At 65.0% G+C, this 26,330-nt stretch carries 24 protein-coding genes and 1 pseudogene; 8 read left to right on the top strand and 17 right to left on the bottom strand.

Annotation, left to right across the window (positions count from 1 at the left end):
• Positions 1 to 13: 13 nt before the first annotated feature.
• A complete protein-coding gene (locus tag CK215_RS22340) occupies positions 14 to 1,348 on the top strand; it encodes a dicarboxylate/amino acid:cation symporter (protein WP_066994010.1) in 1,335 nt (444 codons plus the stop codon).
• Positions 1,349 to 1,544: 196 nt separating this feature from the next.
• Positions 1,545 to 2,126 carry a histidine phosphatase family protein gene (locus CK215_RS22335; protein ID WP_095832190.1) on the top strand — a complete coding sequence of 194 codons (582 nt, stop codon included), beginning with the start codon at positions 1,545 to 1,547 and terminating at the stop codon, positions 2,124 to 2,126.
• A gap of 12 nt (positions 2,127 to 2,138) precedes the next feature.
• Here CK215_RS22335 and CK215_RS22330 read toward each other — a convergent pair whose 3' ends face one another.
• The 3 genes from CK215_RS22330 to CK215_RS22320 form a co-directional block, all read right to left on the bottom strand.
• On the bottom strand, positions 2,139 to 2,903 hold the full coding sequence (locus tag CK215_RS22330; RefSeq protein WP_095832189.1) for a pseudouridine synthase: 765 nt from the start codon (positions 2,901 to 2,903) through the stop codon (positions 2,139 to 2,141).
• A gap of 246 nt (positions 2,904 to 3,149) precedes the next feature.
• Positions 3,150 to 3,734, bottom strand: coding sequence for a hypothetical protein (locus CK215_RS22325; RefSeq protein ID WP_245418764.1), 585 nt, complete (start codon positions 3,732 to 3,734; stop codon positions 3,150 to 3,152).
• A 9-nt stretch (positions 3,735 to 3,743) separates the two neighbouring features.
• Positions 3,744 to 4,184 carry a hypothetical protein gene (locus tag CK215_RS22320; protein WP_095832187.1) on the bottom strand — a complete coding sequence of 147 codons (441 nt, stop codon included), beginning with the start codon at positions 4,182 to 4,184 and terminating at the stop codon, positions 3,744 to 3,746.
• 360 nt (positions 4,185 to 4,544) lie between these two features.
• Here CK215_RS22320 and CK215_RS22315 point away from each other — a divergent pair, with 360 nt between their 5' ends.
• From CK215_RS22315 to CK215_RS22295, 5 genes are all read left to right on the top strand, one after another.
• Positions 4,545 to 5,798: a sarcosine oxidase subunit beta family protein gene (locus tag CK215_RS22315; protein ID WP_095832186.1), complete on the top strand. Its 1,254-nt coding sequence runs from the start codon at positions 4,545 to 4,547 to the stop codon at positions 5,796 to 5,798.
• Between the two features lie 13 nt (positions 5,799 to 5,811).
• Positions 5,812 to 6,081, top strand: coding sequence for a sarcosine oxidase subunit delta (locus CK215_RS22310; RefSeq protein ID WP_095832185.1), 270 nt, complete (start codon positions 5,812 to 5,814; stop codon positions 6,079 to 6,081).
• On the top strand, positions 6,078 to 8,957 hold the full coding sequence (locus CK215_RS22305; protein ID WP_095832184.1) for a sarcosine oxidase subunit alpha family protein: 2,880 nt from the start codon (positions 6,078 to 6,080) through the stop codon (positions 8,955 to 8,957). The genes CK215_RS22310 and CK215_RS22305 overlap by 4 nt, the downstream gene beginning before the upstream one ends.
• Entirely contained in the window at positions 8,950 to 9,474 is a 525-nt protein-coding gene (locus CK215_RS22300; RefSeq protein ID WP_095832183.1) for a hypothetical protein, read from the top strand. The genes CK215_RS22305 and CK215_RS22300 overlap by 8 nt, the downstream gene beginning before the upstream one ends.
• 133 nt (positions 9,475 to 9,607) lie before the next feature.
• A complete protein-coding gene (locus CK215_RS22295) occupies positions 9,608 to 10,189 on the top strand; it encodes a TetR/AcrR family transcriptional regulator (protein ID WP_245418763.1) in 582 nt (193 codons plus the stop codon).
• 50 nt (positions 10,190 to 10,239) lie between these two features.
• On the opposite strand, the gene CK215_RS22290 is transcribed toward CK215_RS22295, so the two are convergent.
• The 9 genes and pseudogenes from CK215_RS22290 to CK215_RS22245 form a co-directional block, all read right to left on the bottom strand.
• Positions 10,240 to 11,139 carry a dihydrodipicolinate synthase family protein gene (locus CK215_RS22290; protein ID WP_095832181.1) on the bottom strand — a complete coding sequence of 300 codons (900 nt, stop codon included), beginning with the start codon at positions 11,137 to 11,139 and terminating at the stop codon, positions 10,240 to 10,242.
• A gap of 994 nt (positions 11,140 to 12,133) precedes the next feature.
• Positions 12,134 to 13,213 carry an ABC transporter ATP-binding protein gene (locus CK215_RS22280; protein ID WP_095832180.1) on the bottom strand — a complete coding sequence of 360 codons (1,080 nt, stop codon included), beginning with the start codon at positions 13,211 to 13,213 and terminating at the stop codon, positions 12,134 to 12,136.
• Positions 13,210 to 14,009: pseudogene (locus tag CK215_RS22275) on the bottom strand (ABC transporter permease). The gene CK215_RS22280 and the pseudogene CK215_RS22275 overlap by 4 nt, the downstream one beginning before the upstream one ends.
• A 1-nt stretch (position 14,010) precedes the next feature.
• Entirely contained in the window at positions 14,011 to 14,871 is an 861-nt protein-coding gene (locus CK215_RS22270; protein ID WP_095832179.1) for an ABC transporter permease, read from the bottom strand.
• A gap of 59 nt (positions 14,872 to 14,930) precedes the next feature.
• Positions 14,931 to 15,935 carry an ABC transporter substrate-binding protein gene (locus tag CK215_RS22265; protein WP_095832178.1) on the bottom strand — a complete coding sequence of 335 codons (1,005 nt, stop codon included), beginning with the start codon at positions 15,933 to 15,935 and terminating at the stop codon, positions 14,931 to 14,933.
• Positions 15,936 to 16,000: 65 nt separating this feature from the next.
• Entirely contained in the window at positions 16,001 to 17,473 is a 1,473-nt protein-coding gene (locus CK215_RS22260; RefSeq protein WP_095832177.1) for an aldehyde dehydrogenase, read from the bottom strand.
• Positions 17,474 to 17,495: 22 nt separating this feature from the next.
• A complete protein-coding gene (locus tag CK215_RS22255) occupies positions 17,496 to 18,533 on the bottom strand; it encodes an LLM class flavin-dependent oxidoreductase (RefSeq protein ID WP_095832176.1) in 1,038 nt (345 codons plus the stop codon).
• Positions 18,530 to 20,323 (bottom strand): alpha/beta fold hydrolase, encoded by a 1,794-nt coding sequence (locus CK215_RS32280; RefSeq protein ID WP_095832175.1) that lies wholly within the window; start codon positions 20,321 to 20,323, stop codon positions 18,530 to 18,532. The genes CK215_RS22255 and CK215_RS32280 overlap by 4 nt, the downstream gene beginning before the upstream one ends.
• On the bottom strand, positions 20,316 to 20,903 hold the full coding sequence (locus tag CK215_RS22245; RefSeq protein WP_095832174.1) for an amino acid synthesis family protein: 588 nt from the start codon (positions 20,901 to 20,903) through the stop codon (positions 20,316 to 20,318). Before CK215_RS22245 ends, CK215_RS32280 begins: the two co-directional genes overlap by 8 nt.
• Positions 20,904 to 21,038: 135 nt before the next feature.
• Between CK215_RS22245 and CK215_RS22240 the strand changes: the two genes are divergently transcribed.
• Positions 21,039 to 21,716 carry a GntR family transcriptional regulator gene (locus tag CK215_RS22240; RefSeq protein WP_095832173.1) on the top strand — a complete coding sequence of 226 codons (678 nt, stop codon included), beginning with the start codon at positions 21,039 to 21,041 and terminating at the stop codon, positions 21,714 to 21,716.
• 102 nt (positions 21,717 to 21,818) lie between these two features.
• On the opposite strand, the gene pqqE is transcribed toward CK215_RS22240, so the two are convergent.
• The 5 genes from pqqE to CK215_RS22215 form a co-directional block, all read right to left on the bottom strand.
• Positions 21,819 to 22,940, bottom strand: coding sequence for a pyrroloquinoline quinone biosynthesis protein PqqE (gene pqqE, locus CK215_RS22235; RefSeq protein ID WP_095832172.1), 1,122 nt, complete (start codon positions 22,938 to 22,940; stop codon positions 21,819 to 21,821).
• Positions 22,937 to 23,233 (bottom strand): pyrroloquinoline quinone biosynthesis peptide chaperone PqqD, encoded by a 297-nt coding sequence (pqqD, locus tag CK215_RS22230; protein WP_095777414.1) that lies wholly within the window; start codon positions 23,231 to 23,233, stop codon positions 22,937 to 22,939. The genes pqqE and pqqD overlap by 4 nt, the downstream gene beginning before the upstream one ends.
• On the bottom strand, positions 23,230 to 23,988 hold the full coding sequence (pqqC, locus tag CK215_RS22225) for a pyrroloquinoline-quinone synthase PqqC (protein WP_095832171.1): 759 nt from the start codon (positions 23,986 to 23,988) through the stop codon (positions 23,230 to 23,232). Before pqqC ends, pqqD begins: the two co-directional genes overlap by 4 nt.
• The gene (gene pqqB / locus CK215_RS22220; RefSeq protein WP_095832226.1) at positions 23,985 to 24,923 is read right to left on the bottom strand and encodes a pyrroloquinoline quinone biosynthesis protein PqqB; all 939 of its coding nucleotides are present in this window, start codon (positions 24,921 to 24,923) and stop codon (positions 23,985 to 23,987) included. Before pqqB ends, pqqC begins: the two co-directional genes overlap by 4 nt.
• Positions 24,924 to 25,459: 536 nt before the next feature.
• Positions 25,460 to 26,320 carry an ABC transporter permease gene (locus tag CK215_RS22215; RefSeq protein WP_170950359.1) on the bottom strand — a complete coding sequence of 287 codons (861 nt, stop codon included), beginning with the start codon at positions 26,318 to 26,320 and terminating at the stop codon, positions 25,460 to 25,462.
• Positions 26,321 to 26,330: the final 10 nt, after the last annotated feature.

The raw sequence follows: 26,330 nt of genomic DNA, 5'->3' as shown, positions 1-26,330 counted from the left end.
AACGGAGGACATCATGCAGACGGCAATCGCTGCCGCGGAACCGCGCGGCAAAGTTCCCTTTTATCGGCATCTTTACGTGCAGGTCCTGGCGGCGATCGCCGCCGGCATCCTGCTCGGCCATTTCTATCCTGACATCGGCGCCTCGTTGAAGCCGCTCGGCGATGCCTTCATCAAGCTGGTCAAGATGGTGATCGCGCCAGTGATCTTCCTCACCGTCGCGACCGGCATCGCCGGCGTCTCCGACCTGCAGAAGGTCGGCCGGGTCGCCGGCAAGGCGATGATCTATTTCCTCGTCTTCTCGACACTGGCGCTCATCGTTGGCCTGATCGTGTCAAATGTCGTCCAGCCCGGCGCCGGCATGCACATCAATCCGGCGACGCTCGACGCCTCGAAGGTCTCGACCTTCACCGAGAAGGCCCATGATGCGACGATCGTCGGCTTCCTGCTGAACATCATCCCCGACACCATAACCGGCGCCTTCGCCCAGGGCGACATCCTGCAGGTGTTGTTCTTCTCGGTGCTGTTCGGCGTCGCTCTCGCTTTGGTCGGCGAGCGCGCTCGTCCGGTGGTCGACTTCCTGCAGGCGCTGACGGCGCCGATCTTCCGCCTCGTCGCCATCCTGATGAAGGCTGCGCCCATCGGCGCCTTCGGCGCCATGGCCTTCACCGTCGGCAAATACGGCATCGGCGCGATCGCCAATCTCGCCTTCCTGATCGGCACCTTTTACCTGACGTCGCTGCTCTTCGTGCTGATCGTGCTGGGCGCGGTGGCATGGTACAACGGCTTCTCCATCCTCGCGCTGATCCGCTACATCAAGGAAGAGCTGCTCCTGGTGCTCGGCACTTCCTCGTCGGAGGCAGCACTTCCCGGCCTGATGGCCAAGATGGAGCGCGCCGGCTGCAATCGCTCGGTGGTCGGTCTCGTCATCCCGACCGGCTATTCTTTCAACCTCGACGGCACCAACATCTACATGACGCTGGCAGCGCTGTTCATCGCCCAGGCGACCGATACGCCGCTCACCTTCGGCGACCAGATCCTGCTGCTGCTCGTTGCCATGCTGAGCTCCAAGGGTGCCGCCGGCATCACCGGCGCCGGCTTCATCACCTTGGCGGCCACGCTTTCGGTCGTGCCTTCGGTGCCGGTTGCCGGCATGGCGCTGATCCTCGGCGTGGACCGCTTCATGTCGGAGTGCCGCGCGCTCACCAACTTCGTCGGCAATGCCGTCGCGACCATCGTCGTGGCGCGCTGGGAAGGCGAGCTCGACCAGAAGCAGTTCGCCGCCGCCATGGCCGGCCAGATGCCGGAGGAGGCAGACCTCGCGCTCTCAGGTGGCCTGCAGCCGGCCTGAGCGATCGAAACAATTCCCGGAAAATTGCCTCGGTGACTTCACCGTAGCCTTCGATCCGGAGTTGCACAGACAAAGAGCATCCACCCAAGCCGAAACAGGCCGTGGCTCCGCCGCGGCCTGTTCTTTTTGTCGGACGCCGCATAGGGTGGCGCGGGCCGGCATTCTTGCCGGTGCATCCAAGCGTGAGGGCCGGCGGATGAGCAGCGCGTTTCCCGAGATCTACCTTGTCCGCCATGGCGAGACGGAATGGAGCGCATCGGGAAAGCATACCGGCCGCACCGACATTCCGTTGACCGCGAAAGGCGAACAGGCCGCAGGCGGCGTCGCCGACCGCCTCAAGGACCAGAGCTTCCAGGCGGTCTGGTCGAGCCCGTCGCTTCGCGCCTTCGACACCTGCCGGCTGGCCGGCTTCGGCGAGCGCGCGCTCAAGAAGGCCGACCTGCAGGAATGGGATTATGGCGCCTATGAAGGCGTGACAACGAAGGAAATCCTTGCCGGACGTCCGGGCTGGCAGTTGTTTCGCGACGGCTGCCCGGGCGGCGAGACGGCAGCCGATGTCGGCGCCAGGGCCAATGCGATCGTGGCCGAAATCCGGACGGTGGCCGGCAATGTGCTCATCTTCTCGAGCTCGCATTTCCTGCGCGTGCTTGCGGCGTGCTGGATCGGCCTGCCGCCGGAAGGCGGCGAACATTTCGTCCTCGATACCGCGAGCCTCAGCATCCTCGGCTACGAGCACGACCTGACCGAGCCGGTCATCCGCCGCTGGAACCAAAAGTAGTTCCGGCCCCTGTTAAGCGGCAAGTATCGCCAGCTCCTCGGCCGTCAAATGCCGCGCCTTGCCCTTCGCGAGATCACCCAACTGCAGCTGCCCGATCGCCACCCGTACCAGCCTGAGCACGCCGATGTCGAAGGCGCCGAGCATGCGGCGGACCTGGCGGTTGCGGCCTTCGTCGAGGACTATCTCCAGCCAGGCCGTGCGCCCGCCGCTGCGCAAGAGCGCGATCGAGCTCGCCGTCAGCAATTCGCCGTCGACGACAGCGCCTTGGCGGAACCGCTCGAGCATCTTCTCGTCGGGCACGGAAGCAATCTGCACATGATAGGTCTTCCCGACATGCGAGGCAGGATCGAGCAAACGGTTCGCCCAGCGCGTGTCGTTGGTCATCAACAGCAGACCTTCGCTCGCCTTGTCGAGACGCCCGACCGGCGACACGAAGGGCAGGTCGAGATCGGCAAGGCAGTCATAGACCGTGCCGCGCCCGTCGGGGTCGTCGCGCGTGGTGACCAGCCCGCGCGGCTTGTTGAGCATCAGATACACTTTTCGTTCCGCGGCGACCTGTCCGCCATCGACTGTGATGCGGTCGCGATCCGGATCGACGCGCAGCGACGGGTCGCGCGCCACCTTGCCGGCAACGCGCACGCGTCCTTCGGCGATCATCAGCTCGGCCTGCTTGCGCGAGCAGAATCCTAGCTTCGAGAGCGCTCGGTTGAGGCTGACTTTTCCAGCGACCGGTCGTCGCGGGAATTCGGGAAGCTGTCGTAGGGGCTTGCGTGTCATCGGCCGACAGATGCCATGCCGGGCGACGCCGGCGCAACCTGGCGCGCCGTGCTTGCACTGCCCTTCGCACGCAGATCGGCCGCACCTTGATCCCGCGCCAGATCCCGGCCGGCCTGGTCGCCACGCTCGCTGGCGGTCCCGTGCTGATGTGGCTGCTCCGGTGACGAGAAGCGGTGCAGCCAGCGTTTCGGGTGGAGACGAGTACCTGACTTTGCTGAACCGGCAGCGTCGTCGACCGCAATCAAATCACGGTTCCGGCGGAGCGCTCAACCGCCGGTAAGGGAGGCCGTCGAAGGTTGCCGTCACGAAGCTCTTCACCGACATCTTGCGCTTATGGCCGTCGCTGCAGGCATAGACCGGCCAGCCGGCCTCGCTGCATTCGCTGGCCGTGCAGAGGCGGGCAAGGCAGTTGCCGACAGTCAGCCGTAAGCCGCCTTTGCCGGCGAAGCCCTGCAGCAGGCTGCCATCGGCCGAGCGCCATGTCCGCTGGCGAAATTCCGGCCGCAGGGCCAAAGGTTCGAGAGGGGCGGCGAGATTGGCGGTGCCGGTACGCGCCATGAGCTGAAGACGGTACCGGGCCATCCCGCTCGTATAGGCGGTTACGAGGTCGGACTCACCCGAATACGCCGACGCCAGATCGGAGCGGTCGAAGAGAGGAGCCGCTCGCTCGCCTGCTTCTATTGGCCTCGCAAGGGCAACAAGGGCGACAAGGGCCAAACAAGCTCGCACCATTTTGATTTCCAGCAGCCATGCATCTCCGGCCTGCCAGCGCCCCCGGCTGCCTTCCACACCATCCCGCCAATTGCTGCGCGGTGCAAGCCGCTGCGCCAATAACCCGTGTCACCCATTGGGCGCCGGCGGCAGTTCGAACAGGGCGGCGCCATTCTCCTGTCCCCGCTCGACATAGCCGATGAGCCGAAACCATTTTGCGACGTCCGGTCCATCAAGCCAGCTGCGCGAGTGCACGGGCAGGTTGCCGGCGAGCGCCTGGATGTGGCGGATGTGACGCCTGCAGAAGCGAACGGTTGCCGCTCTGAAGAAGTCCTCCTGCGCGGCAAACAGCGTGTCGGCCGCGTCGCCATGCTCATGCCAGGCGATAAAGGCGACGGCCTGCTCGCCCTCGACCAGCGCATGGGCCCGGCCTTCCTTCAGGTTCATCATCAGATTGTCGTAGGCGGCCTTGCTGTCCTTGCCGGCCGCCAGGTACTCGTCCGACATTCGCTTGGACAGGCCGCGGAAAACATCCTCGAGATCTCCGACCGTCGCTGCGCGTGCTCTCATTTCTCCTCCTGACAGCCCGACGGGGAGTTTGCCCCATGTGAGGAGGATCACCAAGCAAATGAAATCCGCCATGCGCCTGACGCGCGCAAATGCATTTCACTTGGCTTAGCTGGCCGGTTGCCGCGCTCCCTGCGAGGCGCAGCCTCGATTCCTCAATGGACACAGGTGTCCATTCAAGCTAAGTTCGCGCCGCGCGAAGCTCGACGACTTTTGTCGAACCGCGGCAGAACGGGATGGGTTATGGGCTTTCGAGGGCGGGGCGAGTTGATTGCGCCGGTTTTGGTACGGCGCCGCCGATATGGCGTCTCAGGGTTTCATGGCACCGTTGCACTATCGCTCAAGTGATGCGGGCCTGAGCGCATGACTAGGCACTATTCAGCGCTTTCGCTGTTCAAAGAAGGCGTCGCCGGCCAGACGGGGTGGGAGAAGGCCTGGCGCTCGCCGGAGCCCAAACCGCGTTACGACGCCATCATCATCGGCGGTGGCGGCCACGGCCTCGCTACGGCTTACTATCTCGCAAAGAACCACGGGGTCACCAATGTGGCGCTGCTCGAGAAAGGCTGGATCGGCGGCGGCAACACCGGCCGCAACACAACCGTCGTCCGCTCAAATTACTTCTACCCGCAAAGCGCGGCGATCTACGGACTGGCGCATAGTCTCTACAAGAGGCTGTCGAAGGATCTGAACTACAATGTGATGTTTTCCGCGCGCGGCATTCTCACCCTCGCGCATAGCGAAGCGGGAATGGAAACCGCTGCCCGGTCCGTCAACGCCATCCAGGTCAACGGCATCGATTGCGAATTGTTCTCGGTCGAGGACGTACGCCGGGTGGTGCCGATCTACAATTTCAGCCCGGATGCCCGCTACCCCGTCTATGGCGGCACCTGGCAGCCGAGCGGCGGCACTGCCCGTCATGACGCTGTCGCCTGGGGCTATGCGCGCGCCGCCAGCCGTCTCGGCGTCGACATCATTCAGAACTGCGAGATCAGCGATTTTATCATCGAGGACGGGCGCTGCCGCGGGGTCGTCACATCGCGCGGCGCAATCCGGGCAGAGCGTACGGGGATGGCGGTGGCCGGCCACTCCTCGGTGCTGGCGGCGAAGGCGGGATTCCGGCTGCCGGTCAATTCCTATGCGCTGCAGGCCTGCGTGTCCGAGCCGGTCAAGCCCATCATCGACACGGTGGTGATCTCGCCGGATACGGGCGTTTATGTCAGCCAATCGGACAAGGGCGAACTGGTGATCGGCGGCGCGCTCGACCGCATCCCGTCCTATGGCCAGCGCGGCAACTTGCCGGTGCTGGAAGGCGTGATCGCAGGCATGCTCGAAATGTTCCCGATATTCGGCCAGCTGAAGATGATGCGGCAATGGGCAGGCATCGTCGACGTCGTCCCCGATTCCTCGCCCATCATCGGCGAATCGCCGTTGCCCGGGCTTTTCCTCAATTGTGGCTGGGGCACGGGCGGCTTCAAGGCGATTCCCGCCGGCGGCACGCTGCTTGCCCATTTGCTTGCAACCGGCAGGCACCACGACATCAGCCGGCCTTTCGATCTCGACCGCTTCGCCCGCGGCCGGCTGATCGACGAGGCTGCCGGCTCCGGCATTGCCCATTGAAGGTATAGCAAAGATGCAGCTCTTTCCCTGTCCGTTCTGCGGGCCGCGCGAAGAAAGCGAATTTCACTATGGCGGAGAGGCCGGCAATTTGCGGCCCGACGGCGGGGACGTGACGGCCGAGCGCTGGGCCGGCTATCTCCATATGCGCGACAACCCGAAGGGGCCGACTCGCGAGATCTGGATGCACCTGACCTGCGGCGAGTTCTTCGCCATGAGCCGCGACAGCGTCAATCACAAGGTGGCCGGTTCCTCGGTGCTCGGCGAAACGGAGCATGGGGCATGAGCGCGTCGCGTCTTGCCAATGGCGGCAGCGACATCGATCGCGCCCGGCCGCTCTCCTTCACCTTCGACGGCAGTCGCATCGAAGGCTTTGCCGGCGATACGATCGCTTCCGCCTTGCTCGCAAGCGGCCAGGCGATCGTCGGCCGCAGCTTCAAATATCATAGGCCGCGCGGCATCTGGGGCGCCGGCGTCGAGGAACCCAATGCGCTGGTCGATGTCGAGGGTCCCGCCGGCCGCGTGCCGAATGCGCGGGCGACGACGGTGCCGGCAATCGACGGCCTCGTCGTCAGAAGCGTCAACGCTTCGCCGACGGCGGCTGCCGACCGCAACGCGGTCCTCGACCGCTTTGCCCGCTTCCTGCCCGCTGCCTTCTACTACAAGACCTTCATGTGGCCGGACTGGCATCTGTTCGAGCCGCGCATCCGCGCCATGGCCGGGCTTGGCGTCGTCGATCCCGACTGGAAGCCGCGCGAGGTCGCGGACCAGATCAACCATCATTGCGACGTCCTGGTGGTCGGCGCCGGGCCGGCCGGCCTCGTCGTGGCCGCCAGCGCGGCGGCGGCCGGGCACTCGGTTGTCCTGGTCGATGAGCGGACGCATCCGGGTGGATCCCTGCGCCACCGCGCCGGCGAAATCGACGGTGTCAAGGGTGCGGCATGGATCGATGCGACGGTGGCCCGGCTGAAGAGCAGTGGGCACCTCGTGCTCAGCGATACGACCGCCTTCGGCCTCTATGATCACAACCTGGTCGCGCTCAACCAGATTCACCGCGACGGCCGACCCGACACGCTGTGGCGCGCGCGCCCGCGCCGCATCGTGCTGGCGACGGGCGCGATCGAGCGGCCGCTCCCGTTCGCCAACAACGACCTTCCGGGCATACTCTCCGCTGACGCGGCGTTGAGCTACCTGCGCAGGCATGGCGTCCTTGTCGGCCGGCAGATCGTGGTCGCAACCAACAATGACAGCGCCTACGAGCCGGCCTCGGCGCTGGCTGCGGCCGGCGCTTCGGTGACAGTGGTTGATTGCCGGCGAGAGGGTGGCGCGCAGGCGAAGACCGGTATTCGGGTCCTCGCCGGTCGCGCCATTGCAGCGGCGCGCGGCCGCAACGCCGTTCAGAGTGTTCTGCTCGACGACGGTACGGCCCTTGCGGCCGATTGCCTGCTCCTCTCGGGCGGCTGGACACCCACCGTGCATCTGTTCTCACAGGCGAAAGGCAAGCTCGCCTGGAGCGATCAACTGTCGGCTTTCATCCCCGCAGAAGCGATCGAGGGGATCGGCGTAGCCGGCGCCGTCGCCGGCACGGTCTCGCTTTCCGAAACTTTGGCCAGCGGCCTGGCGGCCCTCGGCGGGTTCGGCTCGGCGCCGCCGGCACCTCGCAGCACGGGCGAGGAAAGAACGCTTGGCGTCGTCAGCCTGTGGCCGAAGCCAAAAGCCAAGGGCCGCGTCTGGATCGACTACCAGAGCGACGTCACCGCCAAGGACGTCGAACTGGCGGCGCGGGAGAATTTTGTCTCCGTCGAGCACCTGAAGCGCTATACGACCCTTGGCATGGCGACCGACCAGGGCAAGACGTCGAACCTGAACGGTCTGGCGCTGCTGGCCGCGGTTACCGGCCGCGCCATCTCGGATGTCGGCACCACCACCTACCGGCCGCCTTTCACGCCTGTGCCGTTCGCCAGCCTGGCGGGAGCGCGTCGGGGCAGCATGCACGCCCCGGTCCGTCGCCTGCCGCTAGAGGCAAACCATCGCGCAGCAGGCGGAGTGTTCCAGGAATATGGCGGCTGGCTGAGGCCGGCCTATTACGGAAGCGGCGAAGCCGGAGCCACGATCCAGGAGGAAGCGCGGCGCGCCCGGCAGTCCGTTGCGCTCTTCGACGGCTCGACGCTCGGCAAGATCGAGGTGATCGGTCCACGCGCGGCCGAATTCGTCGACTTCATCTATTACAACACCGTGTCGACCCTCAAACCCGGCCATTGCCGCTACGGTTTCATGCTGTCGGAAAATGGCGTCGTCTTCGATGACGGCGTGCTGGTTCGTCTCGACGAGCACCGCTTCATCGTCTCCTGCTCGTCGTCGCATGTCGCCGCTGTCCACGCGCGTCTCGAAGAGTGGCGGCAGGATCGTTTCGGCCGCGATGCGGTCTATATCCACGACGCCACCGCGCAATACGCCACCTTGACCGTCTCGGGTCCGAACGCGCGCGGCCTGATAGAGGCGCTCGATCTGGGTGCCGCGCTGGACGATGCCAGCCTGCCGCACATGGCTGTTACCGCCGGCCGCTTTGCCGGCCACGAGGTGCGCATTGCCCGGGTCTCCTTCACCGGCGACCGAAGCTACGAGATATCCATCCGCGCCGACCGGGCCGGGGCGCTCTGGGCAAGAATGCAGCAGGAAGGCCGCGCGTTCGACGCCGTGCTGCTCGGGCTTGAATCCCTGATGATCCTGCGCGCCGAGAAGGGCTTCATCGTCATCGGCAAGGACACCGACGGCAACGTCATGCCGCACGACCTCGGCGTCGCGGGACCGCGGACCAAGCGTACAGGTGAGTTCGTCGGCCGGCGCTCGCTTTTCACCGAAGCGGCGAGCCGAACCGATCGCAATCAGCTTGTCGGCCTGGCTGTCGGCGAAGGCAAGGCGCCGCTGGCGACCGGCGCGCATGGTGTGGAGAAAAGCGGCGACCGGCTCCGGAGCATCGGCTTCGTCACCTCCAGCTATCAAAGCCCGACCCTCGGGCGCCCGGTCGCCCTGGCGCTCATCGAACGGGGTGCCGCGCGGCATGGCCAAACGATCGGCGTTCAGCACCTCGGCGTCCTGCGCCAGGCCACCATCGTCGCGCCCTGCGCCTTCGATCCGGAAGGGAGCCGCCTGCATGCGTAACCTTGCCGAAAAATGGCCCCCAGCGCCCGACTGGACCACCGCGGTCCTGAACACGGACGGGATTAGCGTGCGCACATTGGACGGGCTGAAGCAGCTTCTGGTCAGCGGCGACCTGACGGCTTGGGCGCAGGCTTCGGGTCTCGCGGCGGAAGGTGTCGGTGCCGGCGCGGTTGCCAATGGCGACAAATACATGGTGCGCATCGCGCGCGATCGCATTCTCGCCGTAAGCGAACGGCCATTGCCCGTCGCGGCCGGCTGGCACGCGGCCGGTTTCGCGGTCACGGTCATGGATGCCGGGCTGCATGTATTCGAGATGAAAGGGCCGGGATTGGCCGGTCTGGTCGCCAGGAGCACGGCGCTCGATCCGAGGCAGGCAAGTCCCTCGGCTTCGATCCTTTTTGCCGGCGCCGGCGTTCTCTTCTACCGGTTCGGCAGCCCCGATCGGGCGCGGGTGCACGTCGACCGGGGCCTTGCCCCGTATCTTTGGGAGTGGCTCGAACAGGTGCAAGTATTGTAGCGGGGGCGGTTTCAGGTCTATCTAGCCGGCATTCAAACCTGGCCAGCCCGAGATGCTTTCGGATTCCAGTGCAGAGGCAGTCGTGCGACGGTCCGGTCTGATCGGCAACACCAAGGTGACGCGCGAGGACTGGATGAAGCTCGCGCTGGAGACGCTGATCTCCGAAGGCGTGGAGGCGGTGCGCGTCCTCGCGCTCGGGCAGAAGCTGAACGTCTCCCGTTCCAGTTTCTACTGGTATTTCAAGAGCCGTCAGGACCTGCTCGATCAGCTTCTCGACTATTGGCGCAACAACAACACCCGTTTCATCCTCGAGCAGGCCGGCCGGCCCGCCGCGTCGATAACTGAGGCCGTGCTCAATGTCTTCGAGTGCTGGCTGGATGAGAGGCTGTTCAATCCGCGCTTGGACTTCGCCGTGCGTGCCTGGTCGCGCCAGTCCGCCAAGGTCCATCGTATCGTGAACGAGGAAGACGATGCGCGGGTCGATGCCATCCGGGCGATGTTTTTGCGGCACGGTTACACAGACACGGAAGCCTTCGTGCGGGCGCGCGTGCTGTACTTCACGCAGATCGGCTATTACTCGCTCGAGATCGTCGAGCCGGTGAGCAACCGTCTGTCTCTGACGCCGGCCTACCTGCTCACGCACACCGGCAAGCAACCTCGCCAGGGCGAGGTGGAGGCCTTCACCGAAAAGGTGCGGGTGCGAACCGGCAGTTGACCATGGCCGACTGCTCGGCGGTCCGCAGCGCCGTCACCTGCAAACGTTTCTCAAACACGTTTCAGCGCTGCGAGATCGGAAATCGTCTTCCTGATGACCGCTTCCACCTTCGACCGTTCCTCGCCGCCGATCGGCAGGCGCGGCTTTCGAACGTGTTCCGGAGCGCCGTACACCAGATGCTCGGCGAATTTGATGTACTGCACCAGCTTGACGTCCGTATCGAGATGAAATGCCGGCGTCATCAGCCGGTAGAGCGGAAGCGCTGCCGCATAATCGCCGCCGCGGGCGGCGTTGAACAGCGATACGCACTCGGCCGGCCATGCATTGGTCATGCCCGACACCCAGCCGACAACACCGAGCGTCAGGCTTTCAAGGATAAGATCGTCGACGCCGCAAAAGATGTCGAAACGGTCGCCGAAGGCGTTGAACAGGTCGGTTACCCTGCGGATATCGCCGGTCTCTTCCTTGATGGCGACGATGCCGGAAACGTCGACCAGCGCCTTCAGCGTCTCGACGTCGACGTCGACCCTGTAGGCGAGCGGATTGTTGTAGATCATCACCGGCAGATCGCTGGCCTCGGCCACGGTCTTGTACCATGCCACGGTCTCATGGCGGTCGGTGCGATAGGCGAGACTGGGGAAGGTCATCAGCCCCTCGGCTCCGAGCTTCTGGTAGTTGCGAGCCGCCGCGGCCGCGTCGTCGGTGGACAATTCCGCAAGACCGGAGAGCAGCGGCACCCGTCCCGCCACGACTTCCCTGGCTGCTGCAACCACGGCATCGCGCTTGGCCTGTGTCAGCGTGGCATTCTCGCCAAGCATGGGCAGGACGATCACGCCCGACACGCCGTTCTGAACAAGCCACTCGATGCTGGCTTGCGTGGCTTTCAGGTCGACTGCGCCGGAAGCCTGCATCTTGGTCGTCACTGCTGGAAACACGCCGCTCCAGGTCATGGAATGCTCCTTGGTTGGGGTGCGGCCGGCGGAGACGTCATAGAAGGGACGCGTGCCGTATCGCCGGTCGGCACCAGCTTCCCATTTCTAAAGCCATACGTTGACCTGCCAAGGCGCAAATGCGTCTTCGCCATAGCCCAGCGGTTTGTCGCAAAAACCGGCGCCGACCCGTCAGCGGCCTATTGCAGCGGATGCCGATGCGATCGGCGCCAGCAGCAGCATGCCCAAGAGCCGGTGCAAGAAGATGGTGTTCGGGTAAGGCCTGCTGGCAAGCTCGGCTCGTTAAACGCGAGCCAGCTGATGAACGCCTTCAGTTCTTTTTGCTCGTCCTGCCGATCCGACCGCTTCAGGGGCGTCTTACGCTGATCTGTCGCCGCACCATTCAGGAGACACACGACGTAAAGACGTTCGTCTTCTCGCCAAAGGGCGGGCAGTCGAGCCAGTTCAAAGCTGGCCAGTTCATCATGCTGAATCCGGTGATCGGCGTTGCTCCGGTCGCACGCAACTACTCGATCTCTTCATCGCCCACGCGGCCGGATGACCTGAGATGACGGTCAAGCGCGTCCCCGGCTGAGCGGCGATGTGGAAATGCTCGATCTCGGCGGGCTCAGCGCAGAGGAGAAGGCCATGCGATGCGTACTCGCCTGCTGCACCGTCCCCTATGGCCGGTCTGCGTGAACCTCTAATCAAGGCGGCGCATCCAACAGGAGGATGGCCGACGTCTCTGCAGCGATCGTGCTGATCGGCACGGCGGCACACGGTCCTAAGCGATCTTCATCGCCTTGCAGATTTCTTCGACCAGCATTGCGGCCCGCGATCGCCGGCCGGCGTGCCTTCTACGCGCGACCGCGGGTCCAGCGTGTCCCCATCATAGCTGGGCCTCACCTGGATGAGCCGCATAGAGGCGTTCCGGTCGTGGCGCGAAACGGTCGCGGTTGTGACGACGCGGCACTGGATGGCGGCGGGCCAGTCGCGGGGATGACCCAGCCTGCCTTCAGACCGGAAACAGGAAGGCCGTAGCGGGATCGAAGAAAATCTGCCGGCCAGAAGCGGCATCGGTGCCGCCCGGTTCGGCTGTATCCGAAGTTGGCCTGACGTCGATCTCGTCGCCCGACCCCGTGCGCGCCACGACGCGCCGGCGATCGCCGAAGAAGGCGGTGTCGACGATCTCGACGGCAAGCGACGCATTCCCCTCCATGGGCGTCAGGCGGAACGCTTCCGGCCGCACCATCAGCCTGGCCTTTTGGCCGCGGCCGAGCCCCTGTGTGGCTTTCACGCCCTTGACGAGCGAGCCATCGGCCAGCCGCACCAAGGCAACGCCGTTCTCTGTTTCGAGGTGCTCCGCCGGCAGGAAGTTGGAATTGCCGATGAAGCCGGCGACGAACTCGCTCGCTGGTCTGAGATAAAGGTCCTCGCCGGTGCCGATCTGCTCGATGCGGCCTTCCTTGAACAAGGCGATGCGGTCGGAAAGATGCAACGCCTCCTCCTGGTCGTGCGTGACATAGAGGATGGTGACGCCGGTCTCGCGGTGGATGCGGCGGATCTCGGCCTGGATTTCCTGGCGCAGTTTCTTGTCCAGAGCCGACAGCGGCTCGTCCATCAACAGGATCGGGGGATCGTAGGCGAGCGCGCGGGCAAGCGCCACGCGCTGCTGCTGGCCGCCGGACAGCGCGCCGGGATAGCGCTCAGCGTATTTTTCCAGGCGCACCAGCGCCAGCATATCGGCGACCTTGCGCTTCACTTCGGCATCCGGCCGGCGGCGCACCCGCAGCGGAAAGGCTACGTTCTCGGCGACGCTCAGATGCGGGAACAGCGTGTAGCGCTGGAACACCATGCCGATGTTGCGCTTGTGCGACGGCACCGAAAGCAGCGACTTGTCTTCCAAAAGCACGTCGCCAGACGTCGGATCCTGGAAACCGGCGATCGCATAGAGCGTCGTCGACTTGCCGGAGCCTGACGGCCCGAGAAAGGTCAGGAATTCGCCCTTCGGCACATCGATGGTGACGTCGTGGACGGCGACGAAGGCGCCGAACGCCTTTCTCACCGCGCGGATGGACAGGAATGGCCGGGTCATCTGGACAGTCTTCTGCGAAGGAGTGCGGTGACGATCATCAGGCACAGGGTGAGGCCGACGAGCAGGCTGGAGGCGGCGGCGACGACCGGGCTCAGATCGGCACGCAGGCTGCCCCAGATCTTCACCGGCAAGGTCTGCAGGGTCGGGCTCGCCATGAAGATCGCCACCACCACCTCGTCCCAAGAGGCGAGGAAGGAAAAGATCGCCGCCGAGAAGATGCCGATGCGGATCGAGGGCAGGGTGATCCTGAGCCTCGCCTGCAGCGGACTGGCCCCGCACACGATCGCCGCGTCCTCGATTGATTTGTCGAAACCTTCGAGCGCGGTGGCGATCGGAATGATGGCGAAGGGCAGCGCCAGGATGGTGTGGGCGATGACGAAACCGATCGTCGTGCCGGCGAGCCCGATGCGCAGGAAAAAGGCGTAGATGGCGATGGCGAAAACCACCACCGGCAGGACCATCGGCGTCAGCAGCAGGCCGCGCAGGAACTGCCGGCCGCGAAATTCGCCCCTGACCAGGCTGAACGAGGCGAGCAGGCCGATCAGAACCGCGAGGATGGCGGCCATCGCGGCGATCTTGGCGCTGGTCAAAGCGGCGTCGATCCAGGCCGGGTCGGCGAGCAGTTCCTGATACCATTCAGCGTCCAGCCGGGTGGCGGAAAGGCCAGCCAGCGCGACGAGCCGAACGACAACAGGACGATGAAGACCACCGGCAACAGAAGGAAAGCTGCGATGAGCGCAGTGAAGCCGGCGAGCGCCGCACGCAGCCATCCGAGCCGGTCGTAGTCGAGCAGCATCTTAGAGCCCTCCGGCGAGGCGCCTGGCGCCGACCATGCGCAATTGGATCGCGTAGAGCACCATGGTGACGGCGAGCAGCACGAAGGCCGCAGCACTTCCGAGCCCCCAGTTGAGCAGCGACTGCACCGTCTGGGCGATCATTTCGGCGAGCATCATGTTCGATGTGCCGCCGAGCAGCGCGGGGGTCACGAAATAGCCGAGCGACATGACGAAGACCATCAGCCCGCCGGCGGCGATGCCGGACAGCGACAGCGGTAGCAGGATGCGGCGGAATGCCTGCGACGGGCTTGCGCCGCAAAGGGCGGCGGCGCGCAGCGTCATCGGATCGATGGCGCGCAGCGTGCCGACTAGCGGCAGGATCATGAAGGGCAGCATGATGTAGACCATGCCGATGGTGACGCCGGTCAAATTGTTGATGAGCGGCAGCGGCTCCTGGATGACGCCGAGCCCCATCAGCGCCCGGTTGATCACACCGGTGCGCTGCAAAAGCACCATCCAGGCATAGGTGCGGGTGAGGAGATTGGTCCACATCGACAGGATGATGATGCCGAAGACGACCGAACCGAGCGCCGGCGGCATGATCGCCAGCATCCAGGCGACCGGAAACGCAACGAGGATGGTCACGACGGTGACGACGGCCGCGACCAGGAAGGTGTTGAGAAACACCCGCACGTAAGTTCCGCTGCCGAACAGCGCGGCATAGTTCTGCAGGCCGGGCTCGGGATCGGTGACGCTGCGCAGCAAGAGCGCGACCACCGGCACGACAAAGAACAGGCCGACCAGCACCAGGGCCGGCAGGGCGCCGCCGCTGCCGGCCGGCAAGCCGGCAATCGAGCCGCGGCTGAGGGAGTGTGCTTGCATCGAGCGGTTCCCGTCGTCCGAAGGGGGCGCGGCTTGCCGCGCCCCGGCTTCCTGTGGCGCTACTTGGTCTGCCAGGCGTACCAGCGCGTGGCGATCTCGTCGCGGTGCTCGGCCCAGTAGTTCATGTCGAGATTGATCTGACCCTCGACATGCGCGTCGGGCAGCCCTTTCACCACGTCGGCGGGCATTTCGGCCTTGGCCTTGGTGTTGATCGGCGCGTAGCCGCTTGCCTCGGCGAATTTCGCCTGGCCGGCCGGGCTGGTCGCGGCGGCGAGGAACTTCATCGCGCTGTCCTTGTTCTTGGCGCCCTTCGGCACGACGAGAACGTCAGCGGCGGTGAGGTTCTGGTTCCAGGAGACGCCGACATCGGCGCCGTCCTTCTCGAGCGCAAAGACACGGCCGTTCCAGAGCTGCCCGAAGGCAGCCTCGCCCGAAGCGATGAGCTGCTGCGACTCCGCGCCGCCGCCCCACCAGACGATATCCGACTTGATCGTGTCGAGCTTATTGAAAGCGCGCTCGAGATCGAGCGGATAGAGCTTGTCCGCCGGCACGCCGTCGGCGAGCAGCGCGATCTCGATCACGCCCGGCGCCGACCATTTGTAGAAGGTCCGTTTGCCGGGAAACTTCTTGGTGTCGAACATGTCGGCCCAGCTTGTCGGTTCACCCGAAACCACGCCCTTGTTCCAGGCCAGCACGAAGGAATAGTAGAAGCTGCCGACGGCGTGCTCGTTGCTGAAGCGTGGGTCGAGATCGGCCTTCGGCACGGCGGCGAAGTCGATCGGCTCGAGCAGCCCGTCCTTGGCGGCCTTGATGGCGAAATCCATTTCCACGTCGACCACGTCCCAGGTGACGTTCTTGGCGTCGACCATGGCCTTCAGCTTGCCGTAGTCGGTCGGGCCGTCCTGCAGCACCTTGATGCCGGAGCTCGCCGCGAACGGCTCGGCCCAGGACTTGGTCTGCGCTTCCTGCGTGGTGCCGCCCCAGCTGGTGAATACCATTTCGTCGGCCTTGGCGGCGGTTGCCGATAGCAGTCCGGCGAGCACGCCGGCTAAGATCAGTCTCATGTCATTCTCCTCTGATTTCTCTGTTCCGTTTCTTGTTCTTGTCGCTGCACCCTCGGCATGCGTTCTCAGCGCATGACGAAGGGATCGGGAATCGGCTCGTCCGAGGTCTTGATCCAGACCGATTTCGAGCGCGTGTAGTCGCGGATGGCGTCGAGCCCGCCTTCGCGGCCAAGACCCGACAACCCGTAGCCGCCGAAGGGAACGAGCGGCGACACGGCGCGATAGGTGTTGACCCAGACGACGCCGGCACGGATGTCGCGCGCCATGCGGTGCGCCTTGCCGAGATTCGAGGTGAAGACGCCGGAGGCGAGACCGAAGGGCGTGTCGTTGGCTAGAGCCAATGCCTCGACCTCGGTGTCGAAGGCGAGCACGCTCAACACCGGCCCGAACAATTCCTCGCGCACGCAGGGCAGGTTGCTGTCACCGGCATCGATGATCGTCGGTGCATAGTAGAAGCCAGCGCCGGCGTCGGGGCGTTTGCCGCCGGTGACCAGCCTGCCGCCGGCGGCGAGGCTTTCGGCGACGATCGTCTCGATCCGGTCGCGCTGGCGCAGGGTCGCGAGCGGCCCCATTTCGGTGGCCGGATCCTGAGGATCGCCGATGCGGATCGCCTCGGCCTTGCGCTTCAACCGGCCGAGGAATTCTTGTCTTACGGTACGCTCGATGAGCAGACGCGAGCCGGCGACGCAGCTCTGTCCGGTTGCCGCAAAGATGCCGGCGACGACCGCATTGGCGGCGCTGTCGAGGTCGGCGTCGGCAAAGACGACGACCGGGCTCTTGCCGCCGAGCTCGAGCGTCGTGTGCGCGAGGTTTTCCGCCGTGTTCCTGACGATGGCGCGCGCCGTGGCCGGGCCGCCGGTGAAAGCGACGCGCGAGACCAGCGGATGACTGGTCAGGCGCTGCCCGCACTCCTGGCCGAAGCCCGTGAGGATGTTGACGGCGCCGGCCGGAAAGCCGGCTTCGCTGACCAACTCGGCGAAGGCGAGCAGCGGTGCCGGGCCGTCTTCTGAGGCCTTGAGCACCACCGTGCAGCCCGCGGCAAGCGCCGGGCCGAGCTTGACCGCCGAGAGGAAGAGCTGCGAGTTCCACGGCACCACCGCGGCGACCACGCCGATCGGCTCGCGGCGGATGGTGACGTCGAGATCGGCCTTGTCGATCGGCACATGCGCGCCTTCATGCTTGTCGGCGAGCCCGCCATAGTAGCGGTAATAGTCGCCGACATAGGCGATCTGCGAGCGCGTCTCGCGGATGATCTTGCCGGTGTCGCGCGTCTCCAGCTCGGCCAGGCGGCCCGCATTGGCGGCCACGAGGTCGCCGAGCCTGACCAGCAGCTTGCCTCGCGCGGTTGCTGTCATCGATGCCCAAGGGCCGGTGCGCAGCGCACGATGCGCGGCCTCGACGGCGCGGTCGACATCGGCTTCATCCGCCGCCGGCATCTTCGCCCATGGCGCGCCGGTCGACGGATCGATGCTGTCGAAGCTGGCCGACGGCTCGTCGAAGCGGCCGTCGATGAAGTTCCTGAATGCGGCGTCGGTCATGGCCTTGCCCGTTCGTTCGCGATCAGATGAAGGCCGGCATCACCCGGTCGATGAACAATTGCAGCGATTTCTTCTTGCGCGCGTGCGAAAGGCCGCTGTCGATCCAGATCGAGTACTGGTCGAAGCCTAGCGTCTCATAGGCTTTCAGCCGCGCGACCACCTCGTGCGCCTCGCCGATCATCAGGTTCTGGCGCATCTTGTCCGGCGCGTATTGCGGCATGGCCGCGATCTCTTCGGCGCTCAGTGGTTCCAAAATGCCCTGGTGCACCGGCTTCTTGTTCTGGAACCAGGCGCCGAACTGGCAGTAGAAGTTCGACAGATCCTGGCTCAGCCGATCGGCATCGGCGGCGTCCTCGGCGACGAACGTGTGCATCAAGAGCATGATTTCCGGACGCGGGATTTCAGGATGCGCGGCGCAGGCGTCGTTAAACCGCTGCATCAGGCTTGCAACCTCATCGTCGCCGGACGCCAGCGGCGTCACTTGGACCTTGCATCCGTTGGCGACAGCGAAGTCGTGCGAGTTCGGATCGCGCGCCGCCACCCAGATCGGCGGGTAGGGTTTTTGCAGGGGCTTGGGAGAGGAGGTGGTTGGCGGGAACTGCCAGAATTCGCCGGAGTGCTCGTAGTCGCCGTCCCAGAGACCTCGGATCGCCGGAATGATCTCGCGCATGCGCTGCCCGGCGCCCCAGGCATCGAGCCCGGGGAAGACGCGCTGATATTCGTAGCTGTAGGCGCCCCGGGCGATGCCGATGTCGAGCCGGCCGCCGGCAATCACGTCGGTCATCGCCGCCTCGCCGGCAAGCTTGATCGGGTGCCAGAAGGGCGCGATGATGGTTCCGGTGCCGAGGCGGATGCGGCTGGTCTTGGCCGCAAGATAGGCGATGTTGATGAACGGATTGGGCGAGATGGTGAACTCCATCCCGTGATGCTCGCCGATCCAGGCGGTCTCGAAGCCCGCCTGTTCCGCCAGTAGGACCAGCTCACCCAGCTCGCGCAACAACTCCGAATGCGGCTTGGCGAGATCCGAGCGTTCCATATGCACGAAGAGCGAGAACTTCATCCCTGGTCACCTGTATTGAGGGCGGCGGTCCTGGCGAGCGGCCTTACCTCGCCTTCGACCTCGTTGCCGACATAGACGCCGAATGCGTCTTCAGTGCATTCGCGCACATAGCGGGTGAGCATCGAGCGGGTGGCCGGATCGGCGATCTTCAACTCGTCGATCGCGTCGATGTCGATCAGCCGGATGCCGCGATCGCTGGAAGCCGGCACGTCGAAGGTACCGCGATAGTAAACATGGGTGCGCGAGGGCTTGCCCGCGTCGTCCCAGACGGCGAAGAGGAAGCCGAGCTGGGCCTCGATGGCCTTTGCGGCCAGAAGCCCGTTGAGGCTCTTGCCGTCGCTTGCCGAGCCCAGCCCCCGGCCGCGCGGCAGTTCGAGGAAGCCGTCTGGCGTTTCCAGGAACAGGATACGGCCGCCGTTTTCGAGGATGGCGCCGACATCGGTGCCGGGCTGGGCGGCGGCCAGCGCCTCCTGACTGAGCCCGGGCGTGATGTAGGCGCCGCGGCAATAGCCGAGAGGCTGCGAGGTATTGTGCTGGAAGTCGCGGACGCGGCCGATCAGGATCGAATGGTCGCCCGCCTCGACCAACCGCTCCATATCGCAGTCGAAGGTTGCGACCGAGCCGTCGAGAACCGGACTGCCGGTCTTCCCCGGGCGCCAGTCGACCGACGCGAACTTATCCGCTGCCTTCGAGGCGAAGATGCCGGAGGCCGCTTTCTGGGTCTCGTTCAAAATGTTGATGGCGAAGCTCTTCGATGTCGCGAACACCGGATGACCGAGCGCCTTGTGGGCGATGCAGACCAGCACCAGCGGCGGATCAAGCGACACCGATGTGAACGAGTTGGCGGTGAAGCCGCGCGGCTCGCCTTCCGCGCCGATCGTGGTGACGATGGTGACGCCGGTTAGGAAGCAGCCGAGCGCACGCCGGAACTCGCCGCTGTCGAAGCTGGCGTCCGCTGCTGCTCCTTGCTCCAGGCTTTCACCTTCGTTCAGGAACTCGGCGATGCATCGTGAGGTGAGATCCGGTGCCGCCACCGCCATCATGTGCCTTTGGCCGGCGAGAACGGTGCAGCGGCCATGCGGCGCGAGCCTGGCCATGGCGGCCGACATTGCCGGCGAGGAGTTCTTGTCCTCGGAGCCGGTGATGAACAGGGCCGGCATGGCCAGGGTCTGCAGGCGCTCGGCGTGGTCGCCGTCGGCACGGGCGAACAGGCGATAGGTGCGGGCGTAGCCTTCGGGATCGACCTCGCTCAACGCTGCCGCCGCCTTCCCGGCCGCCGCCGTCAGCTCGGCCGGAACCGGATCGCCGAACCAGCGGGCGATGGTCTGGGCGACCCCCGCCGCATCGCCGTGGCCGGTGAGCGCCGCCGCGCGCTCGAGCACGGCTTGGGCCAGATCAGGCGGACGACGGAACACGGCGTTGAGCGACACGACACGGCGGATGCGCTCCGGCGCTAGCAGCGCGAGTTCCTGCGCGACCAAAGCCCCCATCGAGTGACCGACGACGGACACCTTGTCGAGGCCGAGATGATCGAGCAGCCGGATCGCCTGCGCGGCATAGTCGGCGAGTTCCGGCTCCTGCGGCGGCAGCGGCGAGCGGCCGTGGCCAAGCATGTCGATGGCGATCAGGTCGAAGCGGTCAGCCATCCGCTGGATCTGCGGCTGCCAGATCGTCGCGTTCATGCCGACGCCGTGGATGAACAGCACCGGCGCGCCCGATCCAGCGCGGATAAAGCCGGTTCCGTCGGGCGCGGCTGCCCGGGTCCATCCAGGTGCGACGGCGTCAGCCATGCAGGTCGCCCACTTCCTTGAGGTCCTGATAGCGGTCGCCGATGCGATGGTGAGGACGGCCGCCGATCGAAGCACCGAGCGCCACGACCAACTCGTCCGGCGCCGGTGCGTCGCCGATCTGGAAATGCACGGTCAGATAGTGCGAGCGGCGGCCCTCGTCATTCTTGTCCATCAGCGGAATCATGATCGGTGTGTTCGGCCCACCACGCAGATTGGTGAAGGCGAGATAGGTCTTGGCGGCGACGGCGCGGCGATAATGATTGCCGAAATGCAGTGTGTGGATCAGCGCCGAGGCATGCTCGATCTCGCCCGACGTGCCGCAGATCGCGGCCTTGCCGTAGCCCTCGATCGCCTCGGCCGAGCCGGCGGCGGCAACGATCTCGCGGGTCAGGGTTTCTCCAAGCACCGGCGCAAAGGCGCGGATCTCGGGCGAAAGATCCTCGATGAAGCCGCGACCCGCCCAGGGGTTCGTCAGCACGGCGGCGATGCCGATCAGGCGCAGCGGCTTGGATGCTGCCTTGCCGCCTTCGATCAGCGTGTTCTCGCTGTAAGTGACGATCTTGCGAATGGCCGGCTGCATGGAAACCTCTGTCAGGTGGCGCTCGAGAAAATGCCAACTTCTCTGTCGTCTTATGGTATACCATAGTATGGAGCACCAAATACCTTGTCAACCGGCCATGGAATCTGTTTTCGTGGCGGCCAAGGGAGCAGAGACATGCAGGACGACACGCTTCGCATCGATCGCAGCGCCAAAACCTTGAGAACATTGGCCCTTGAGCGCATGCGCGAGGCCATAATGGATTTTCATTTCCAGCCCGGCGACAGGCTGGTCGAGCGGCCGCTTTGCGACCAGCTCGGCGTCAGCCGATCGGTTGTGCGCGAGGTCCTGCGGCAGCTGGAGGCTGAAGGCCTTGTGCAGATGATCCCCGGGCATGGTCCGGCTGTGGCCAAACCGGATATCGGCCGCACCGACGAGATCTATGAGCTCAGGGCTTTGCTCGAGGGCATCGCGGCGCGCGCCTGCGCGCAATCGGCCACCAATGGCCAACTGGCCGTACTGGAGCACGCCCTCGGCGAGCTCTTCGAGGCCTGGGCCTCGGGCAAGCCGCCGGCAGTGATGCGCGCGACGACGAAGTTCTACGAAGCGCTTTTCGAGGCTGCGGACAAGCGTGTCGCCTGGGAGATCGTCAGCGGGTTGAATGTGCGCATCAACCAGCTGCGTTCGATGACGATCGCCTCGGCAAACCGTCGCGAGCCGGCGATCGCCGAGATGAACGCGATTATGGATGCGATCCGGGCGCGTAAGCCGCAGGAGGCGGAAGCCGCGGCACGGCGCCACGTCGAATCCGCCTGGAAGATCGCCCGGGACAAACTGCGCCTCGACCCTCTCTAAAGCGCGTCGCGCTGGAACGGATTCAGGCGACGCGCTTTCGCACAAATCCCGCCATGCCGAATTCCGGTTCTATCCTATTGGGGACCACTTAGGGGAAGACGGTCAGGCGAGCTCCGCCACAGCTCCTATCCGACGGTAAATGAAGGGTTCGCCCGCCGCACTGTCTGCCGCGGCGCGTCGCGTTTCATCGGTGAGCATGCCCACCCGGGCATGGATCGGCGATTTGATGCAGACCGGATCCGTTGCGGCGGCATCGCCGGCAATCGCCATCGCTTGACATCTGCAGCCGCCCCAATCGATCTCGCGCCGCTCGCAGCTTCGGCACGGCTCCAGCATCCATTCGGTACCGCGAAAGGCATTGAATGCCGGTGAATCGGCCCAGATCTCGGCCAGCGAGCGCTCTCCGAAACGCTCGAAGCGGAGCGCAGGAATGGTCTGCGCGGCATGGCATGGCAGCACCGTGCCGTCGGGCGTCACCATGAAGGCGTCGCGCGCCCAGCCGCCCATGCACGGCTTGGGATAGACGGCGAAATAGTCCGGCGGGACGAAATCGATGTTGATGACGCCGGCAAGCCGTGCTTGCGCCGCCGCGACGATCTCCGCCTGCCGTTCGACCGCGGCGCGTTCGGGCATCAGCGTATTGCGATTGGCCAGCGCCCAGCCGGCATACTGCACATTGGCGATCTCGAGCCGCTCGGCGTCCAGCGAAAGAGCCAGGTCGATGAATTCCGGCACTTCCTCGATGTTGTGGCGATGGATCGGCGCATTGATGGTGAGCGGCAACCCGGCCGCGCGGGCGCGGCGTGCCGTCTCCAGCTTCTTTTCGTGGCTGCCGCTGTGGTTGCCGATACGGTCGGTCGTCGCCGGGCGGGCGCCCTGGAAGCTCAGCTGCAGGTGGTCGAGCCCGGCTTCGGCAAAGGCCGCGATCCGGCCCTCGGCAATGTTGATGCCGGCGGTGATGAGATTGGTGTAGACACCGCGCGCCGAAAGCCCGGCGATCAATTGCTCGAGATCGCGGCGCAGCGTCGGCTCGCCGCCGGACAGATGCACCTGCAGAACGCCGAGATCGGCGGCCTGCGAGAAAAGATCGAGCCAGGTCTGGGTGTCGAGCTCACGATTGGCCTTGAGCAATTCGAGCGGATTGGAGCAATAAGGGCACTGCAGCGGGCAGCGATGCGCCAGTTCCGCCAGCATGCCGATCGGAGGCAGAAGCGGCTCGCTCATAGCTTCACCAGCAGCTTGTCCGACCATTCCTGCAGGAAGGCGATGACATCGGCCGCTACGGCCTCCTGTTCAGCATCGTAATCGGCCGCAAGACCAGCGATGATGTAGCCGACCGCGGACCGCCCGTCGCAGCGGCGCAATATGTCGAGACTGATATCGTTCGGCCAGAATACCTTTTCCGGCGAAAGCACGGCGAAGGCCTGTCGCACGGGGTCGTACTGAATACGCACGTGCCTCGGCAGCGATGGCATTGATTGCAAGGAGACGATGGCTCTCTCGCGCGGCGCCATCATCGGGTTGCCTCCGGCTGGAAGGCGCCCGGAGGGACGTTTCCCGGCGCGCCATAGGCATGTTGAAGTGCATCGAGCATGGCCCACAATATATCGCATTTGAACACCAGCGCATCGATCGCCTGCTGCTGGCGCTCGGCCGTATCGGCGTGGCTCAGCACATAGGCGAGGGCGAAGTCGGCGTCGCGCGTTGCCTGTTCCGGCCGCCGGCTGAAATAGGCCAGCGTGTCCTCGGTGATGTAGTCGTATTTGGCCAGCATCGCCGGCACTCGCTCGCCGATGATGATCGGCGAGAACATCTCGGTCAGCGACGATGCCACCGCCTCGAGCAGCGTGCGGTTCGTGCAGAAGGAAAGATAGGCGCCGACGGCGAAGCGGGTCGCCGGCAGCGCCAGCCTTTCGCTCTTGACGGCTTCGGCATCGAGCCCGAGCGAGGTCGCCAGATGCAGCCAGCGCGCGATGCCGCCGCTCCAGCCGTCCTCGCCGTCGTGATCCTCGATGCGTTTGCGCCAGGCGGCGCGAAACGCCGGATCCTCGGCATGTGCCAGGATCATGGCGTCCTTGCGCGGAATGACGGCCTGGTAGCAGTAGCGATTCAATGCCCAGGCCTGCATTTCGGCCTTCGTCAGCCCGCCACTGGTCATCCTGTGATGAAAGGGATGGCGGTTGTGATAACGCTCGGCGCCGACCTGCCGCAGCACCACCTCGAGCTCGCTCTTGGACAGACCATGTCGCGCCGCGTCGTGGAAGTCGCTCAAAGTTCGATCTCCATTCCGTCGCTCCCGATTTCCCAGCCAGCCGCTCTGACCGCCGCGTGTTCGGCGGAACTCTCGTCGAGAGCAGGATTGGTATTGTTGATGTGGACGAAGACGCGGCGGCCGATCCTCACGTCGGCCAAGGCGGCGATCGAACCCGCTTCTCCAGACATTGCGATGTGCCCCATGCGCACACCGGTCTTCTGGCCGACGCCGGCGAGGATCATCTCGTCGTCTGTATAGACTGTGCCGTCGAACAGAAGGCAGGCGGCGTCCGCCAGACGCGTGCGCAGGGCGGCATCTATGCCCGCGCAGCCGGGAATGTAGAAGACAGCGGCGCGACTTCCAGCCCCGCTGATATGCACGCCGATCGTGTCGCCCGTGTCGGAGCTGAAATCGGCACTTGGATCGCATCTTTGCTCGAGATATAGCGCGATCTTGCCGGGCACGGGAAAGGCGTCGACGACCACGCCGGTCTGCTGGCCGTCCGCGTTGCAGATCGCCAGTTCCTCCGTTGGCGCCAGAAGGCGGCGCGGCACGATCGCCGGATCGAGAACGTTGAAGATCGAATTCGCCGCCAGCGTCGCCAGCACCTGTGCCGTTGCATAGATTGCGAAGGGCTGCCGCTCTCGCAGGCTGAGCAGGCCGGCGACATGGTCGACGTCGCCATTCGTCAGCACGACCGCGCGGATGGGCGTCGAGCGCAGCGGCGCATCGGCCGCGGGCTGCAGTTCGGGCGTTTGTGCAATCTGCCGGCCAATGTCGGGCGACGCGTTGAACAGAACCCAGCCTGTCCCGTCAGCCGATACGGCAATGGACGACTGGGTCCGCGAATGCACGCCGGCCATGCCGCTCCGAGCCGAGCGGCTCAGGCGATAGTTGCAGTTCCATTGCGGAAAGCCGCCTCCCGCCGCCGATCCTATGATCTTCACGCGCATGGCGATGCCTGCTCTGCGGCCCATTTGACCGACGCCAAATTCTCGGTGGCAAACGGCTTCGCGCCCGCGCTTCCCGCGGCAGCCCCCGTCTCGACGACCTCAAGCGGCAAGGGGATGCATGCCCCCGCAGCCAGGGACACGCAGCTCTGCGGCCTACTTCCTGGGAGGCGTTTCAGCAGGCAGATACCGCGAAATCTCGAAGCCCGCGGCAACCTGGCACATCGTCGGTTTCTTCCAGCTCTTCTTCTTCATTGCATTCTCCTCTTTAGCCAGCCCGAAGGGACCGGTCCTCATTGGCGCCACTGCGGGCAATGCGATGGCTCATCCATCACCTCACAAACGGACAAATGAAACGCTGGGTTCTCAAACAGCCAAAAAACACAGGAACAAAACACAACTGCCTAGCTCAGGGATCAGTTCCTTAGCTTCGTCTCTCTCCCGTTCGATCAAGCTCACCCCGGCGACTTCGCGGCCATGGCGCCGTGGGGCATGAGCATGACAGCCGCAACCACTGCGAACCAGGCTCATCCGTTCCATCAACCGTTTCCTCCCGTGCCTTGCTTGCGTGTTATCAGGCCGCGCGAAGGGTCATAAGCGATGATGGCGCCCCCGAGAAACAGCAGCGTGCAGCCGGCGACGACGCCCAGCGACACCCAATCGACCTGCCCGTAGAAGGCGAAGCGGATCAGCTCGACGGCATAGGTAAAGGGGTTGGCGAGGCAGAGCTTGTAAAGCAGCGGGCTCGCTTCCTGAATGCGCCACAAAGGATAGAGCGCCGGCGACGCGAAATAGCCGGGAAAGATCACGAAGTTCATGATCCCGGCAAAATTCTCGAGCTGCTTGATCATCGAGGACAGGAGCATGCCGAGCGCGCAAAGCATCATCCCCGACAGGAACAGGGCCGGCAGCACGCATAGGTAACCGAGCGGCGGCGCCTTGACGCCCCAGAACCAGGCAACGATCAGAAAGGCATAAACCTGCGCGATCGAAACGGAAACGCCGGCGAGCATCTTCGACACCAGCAGATACCAGCGGGGAAATGGGCTGACCAGCAGGATGCGCATATTGCCCATCTCACGGTCATAGACCATCGACAGCGAAGACTGCATGCCCGAGAACAGCAGGATCATGCCGCACAAGCCCGGCGTGATGTAGACCTCGTAGAGCACGTAGGTCTTGTAGGGCGGGATGATCGAGACACCGAGCACCTGCCGGAACCCGGCGGCAAAAATGAACAGCCAGACGAGCGGTCGCACCAGCGACGAGATGAAGCGCTCGCGCTGGTGCAGGAAGCGCAGCCCTTCCCGCACGACGACGCCTTTGAGGCAGATGAGGTAGTGACGAAAGCCGAACGCGCCGGACTTCACCGGCGTGACGGATGCGACCTTTTCCGGCATTGCGGGAGTG

The sequence above is a fragment of the Mesorhizobium sp. WSM3864 genome, from assembly GCF_002294955.1.
Taxonomy (GTDB): domain Bacteria; phylum Pseudomonadota; class Alphaproteobacteria; order Rhizobiales; family Rhizobiaceae; genus Mesorhizobium.
The sequence above is the reverse complement of the archived record's forward strand: the minus strand, read 5'-3'. Positions and strand labels throughout refer to the sequence as shown.

What these genes read in the sequence shown, in the direction of transcription:
- CK215_RS22340 (WP_066994010.1), top strand. Translation starts at nt 14, where the DNA reads ATGCAGACGGCAATCGCTGCCGCGGAACCGCGCGGCAAAGTTCCCTTT.
- CK215_RS22335 (WP_095832190.1), top strand. Translation starts at nt 1,545, where the DNA reads ATGAGCAGCGCGTTTCCCGAGATCTACCTTGTCCGCCATGGCGAGACG.
- CK215_RS22330 (WP_095832189.1), bottom strand. Translation starts at nt 2,903, where the DNA reads ATGACACGCAAGCCCCTACGACAGCTTCCCGAATTCCCGCGACGACCG.
- CK215_RS22320 (WP_095832187.1), bottom strand. Translation starts at nt 4,184, where the DNA reads ATGAGAGCACGCGCAGCGACGGTCGGAGATCTCGAGGATGTTTTCCGC.
- CK215_RS22315 (WP_095832186.1), top strand. Translation starts at nt 4,545, where the DNA reads ATGACTAGGCACTATTCAGCGCTTTCGCTGTTCAAAGAAGGCGTCGCC.
- CK215_RS22310 (WP_095832185.1), top strand. Translation starts at nt 5,812, where the DNA reads ATGCAGCTCTTTCCCTGTCCGTTCTGCGGGCCGCGCGAAGAAAGCGAA.
- CK215_RS22305 (WP_095832184.1), top strand. Translation starts at nt 6,078, where the DNA reads ATGAGCGCGTCGCGTCTTGCCAATGGCGGCAGCGACATCGATCGCGCC.
- CK215_RS22300 (WP_095832183.1), top strand. Translation starts at nt 8,950, where the DNA reads ATGCGTAACCTTGCCGAAAAATGGCCCCCAGCGCCCGACTGGACCACC.
- CK215_RS22295 (WP_245418763.1), top strand. Translation starts at nt 9,608, where the DNA reads ATGAAGCTCGCGCTGGAGACGCTGATCTCCGAAGGCGTGGAGGCGGTG.
- CK215_RS22290 (WP_095832181.1), bottom strand. Translation starts at nt 11,139, where the DNA reads ATGACCTGGAGCGGCGTGTTTCCAGCAGTGACGACCAAGATGCAGGCT.
- CK215_RS22280 (WP_095832180.1), bottom strand. Translation starts at nt 13,213, where the DNA reads ATGACCCGGCCATTCCTGTCCATCCGCGCGGTGAGAAAGGCGTTCGGC.
- CK215_RS22270 (WP_095832179.1), bottom strand. Translation starts at nt 14,871, where the DNA reads ATGCAAGCACACTCCCTCAGCCGCGGCTCGATTGCCGGCTTGCCGGCC.
- CK215_RS22265 (WP_095832178.1), bottom strand. Translation starts at nt 15,935, where the DNA reads ATGAGACTGATCTTAGCCGGCGTGCTCGCCGGACTGCTATCGGCAACC.
- CK215_RS22260 (WP_095832177.1), bottom strand. Translation starts at nt 17,473, where the DNA reads ATGACCGACGCCGCATTCAGGAACTTCATCGACGGCCGCTTCGACGAG.
- CK215_RS22255 (WP_095832176.1), bottom strand. Translation starts at nt 18,533, where the DNA reads ATGAAGTTCTCGCTCTTCGTGCATATGGAACGCTCGGATCTCGCCAAG.
- CK215_RS32280 (WP_095832175.1), bottom strand. Translation starts at nt 20,323, where the DNA reads ATGGCTGACGCCGTCGCACCTGGATGGACCCGGGCAGCCGCGCCCGAC.
- CK215_RS22245 (WP_095832174.1), bottom strand. Translation starts at nt 20,903, where the DNA reads ATGCAGCCGGCCATTCGCAAGATCGTCACTTACAGCGAGAACACGCTG.
- CK215_RS22240 (WP_095832173.1), top strand. Translation starts at nt 21,039, where the DNA reads ATGCAGGACGACACGCTTCGCATCGATCGCAGCGCCAAAACCTTGAGA.
- pqqE (WP_095832172.1), bottom strand. Translation starts at nt 22,940, where the DNA reads ATGAGCGAGCCGCTTCTGCCTCCGATCGGCATGCTGGCGGAACTGGCG.
- pqqD (WP_095777414.1), bottom strand. Translation starts at nt 23,233, where the DNA reads ATGATGGCGCCGCGCGAGAGAGCCATCGTCTCCTTGCAATCAATGCCA.
- pqqB (WP_095832226.1), bottom strand. Translation starts at nt 24,923, where the DNA reads ATGCGCGTGAAGATCATAGGATCGGCGGCGGGAGGCGGCTTTCCGCAA.
- CK215_RS22215 (WP_170950359.1), bottom strand. Translation starts at nt 26,320, where the DNA reads ATGCCGGAAAAGGTCGCATCCGTCACGCCGGTGAAGTCCGGCGCGTTC.